At 72.6% G+C, this 2,340-nt stretch carries 3 protein-coding genes; all 3 read left to right on the forward strand.

The features are described from left to right. Positions 1 to 382: hypothetical protein (locus ACM2XV_RS14375; RefSeq protein ID WP_487027425.1), on the forward strand; the 382-nt coding region annotated here is incomplete at its 5' end. 102 nt (positions 383 to 484) lie between these two features. Next, the gene (locus tag ACM2XV_RS14380) at positions 485 to 922 is read left to right on the forward strand and encodes a hypothetical protein (protein WP_344775487.1); all 438 of its coding nucleotides are present in this window, start codon (positions 485 to 487) and stop codon (positions 920 to 922) included. Between the two features lie 87 nt (positions 923 to 1,009). Further along, positions 1,010 to 2,296 carry a M18 family aminopeptidase gene (locus ACM2XV_RS14385; RefSeq protein WP_487027426.1) on the forward strand — a complete coding sequence of 429 codons (1,287 nt, stop codon included), beginning with the start codon at positions 1,010 to 1,012 and terminating at the stop codon, positions 2,294 to 2,296. The last annotated feature ends 44 nt before the right edge of the window (positions 2,297 to 2,340 follow it).

A 2,340-nucleotide genomic window follows, 5' to 3' on the forward strand; every position in this document is an offset into this window, starting at 1 on the left:
CGACGTGCTCCCCGGCGCTCGCGCGATCGCCGGAACCTTTGCGGGGCGCAGCGGCCCGAACTGCTTCGGCACCGTGATGGGCGCCGCCGGCGTCTCAGGAGCGTCCGAGGAGTGGATGCAGCTCGCTCCGTTCGAGGAGTGGCTCGCTGCGGCGACCGTTCCGGCGCGGGCCGGCCGCGACGATCGGCCGGGCACGGTGCTGGTGTGGCGCACGACCGGGGGAGATCCGGCGCACGCGGCCGTGACCCTCGGCGGCGGGTTCCTGCTGCACAAGCCGTCTCAGGGCTGGATGTCGCCGAGGAAGGTGCTCACCGTCGCGGAGGGCAAATTCAGTGCCCGTAGGGCCGGTCTGCATCTCACCCGCCGTGAGCTCGCGAGCTGATTCGGCGCGTCTTCCCCAGCACAGCGCGGGGCGTGGGCGAGCCGTCCACATTCCCGGCGATCGAGCGGATGCCGCATCGGTAGCGCCCGCCACGATGGCCGCATGGACACGATCGACCGCGACGAACCCCTCATCACCGATCTCGACATCAACGACCGCGTCGCCCGGCTTATCGGGCGCGCCTGCCGCCGGCAGCTCTGGCTCCTGTTCCTCGACGAGAGATCGGTGATGCTGCCGACCCTCATGCCGAACGACGAGCTGCCCTCGCCGCTCGACGCCGAACTCGCCGACGGCATCGCGGCGATGCTGCGCCATGCCATCGGCGGCACGCCGATCGAGTCGGTGATCCTCGTGTGGGAGCGGCCGGGCGGCCCGATCGCGAGCGTGGAAGACAAGCAGTCGGCCGCGGCGCTCGCCTGGGCCTGTGCCGACTCCGGCGTTCCGGTGCGCGCCCAGCTCATCAGCCATGACTTCGGGGTGCGAAGCCTCGGGCCCGAGGAGTTCACGGAACTCATCTCGCCCGCCGCCGACCCCGCGTAGGGCCTGCCGCCGACGGCGTTCGCGTAGCGTGGAGGGGTGACTGACGCTGAGGGCCTCGCAGACCGCACCGACTTCGCCGATTCGACCGTGGTCGACGCCTACATCGACGATCTGGCCGCGTTCGTCGAGGCGTCGCCCAGTTCGTATCACGCGGCCGCAGAGGTCGCGCGCCGGGTCGAGAACGCGGGCTTCGCCCGGCTCGCCGAGACGGATGCCTGGCCTGCGGCCCCCGGCCGCTACGTCGTGGTCCGCGACGGCGCTGTCATCGCGTGGGTGGTCCCCGAGGGCGCCGGCGCCACGACGCCCTTCCACATTCTCGGTGCGCACACCGACTCGCCCACGTTCAAGCTGAAGCCCAAGCCGACGATCGAGAGCTCCGGCTGGCTGCAGGCCGGCATGGAGGTCTACGGCGGCCCCCTGCTCAACTCCTGGCTCGACCGCGAGCTCGAGCTCGCCGGCCGTCTCGTCACCCGCGACGGGCGCGAGCACCTCGTGCGCACGGGGCCGCTGCTGCGCATTCCGCAGCTCGCGATCCACCTCGACCGCGGCGTCAACAACGACGGGCTCGTCCTCGACAAGCAGCGCCACACGCAGCCGGTCTTCGGGCTGGCCTCTGATGCGCCGCTCGGCGGCGCCGACGTGGTCGGTCTGCTGGCGGAGGCCGTTGGAGTGCGGGCATCCGATGTGCTCGGCTACGACATCCTGGCGGCCGACACGCAGCCGCCCGCCCGGTTCGGGCAGGGGCGCACGCTGTTCGCGAGCCGTCGGCTCGACAACCTGAGCTCGGTGCACGCCGGCGTCACGGCGCTGCTCGCGGCGGCCGAGGGCGCGGCGCAGGGGGCGCAGATCCCGGTGCTCGCCGCCTTCGACCACGAAGAGCTCGGCTCGGAGTCGCGCTCGGGGGCCTCCGGCCCGTTCCTGTCCGACGTGCTGACGCGCATCTCCGAGGGGCTCGGCGCCGCAGACGGCGATCGTCTGCGGGCGTATGCCGGCAGCTGGGTGGTCTCGGCCGACGCCGGGCACTCGGTGCACCCGAACTACCCCGACCGCCACGACCCCGCGAACCGGCCGCTTGCCGGCGGCGGCCCGCTGCTCAAGATCAACGCGAACCAGCGGTACACGACCGACGCCGCCGGGGCGGCGCTCTGGGCACGGCTCAGCGAGACCGCGGGCGTGCCGTATCAGGAGTTCGTGTCGAACAACGCGATGCCCTGCGGCTCGACCATCGGCCCGCTGACCGCGACGCGCCTCGGCATCGCGACGGTCGACGTCGGGGTGCCCCTGCTGTCGATGCACTCCGCGCGCGAGCTCTGCCACGTGAACGACCCGGTCGCCCTGGGCGGTGCGCTGGCAGCGTTCTTCGCGCTGGGGTAGCCGCTCGCGGCGGTTTCGCGCCCGCGACCGACGTTTGCGTCCGC

It is taken from the genome of Gryllotalpicola sp. CP2-P1, from assembly GCF_057512245.1.

Coding starts and splice junctions, on each gene's coding strand:
- ACM2XV_RS14380 (WP_344775487.1), top strand. CDS start 485: ATGGACACGATCGACCGCGACGAACCCCTCATCACCGATCTCGACATC.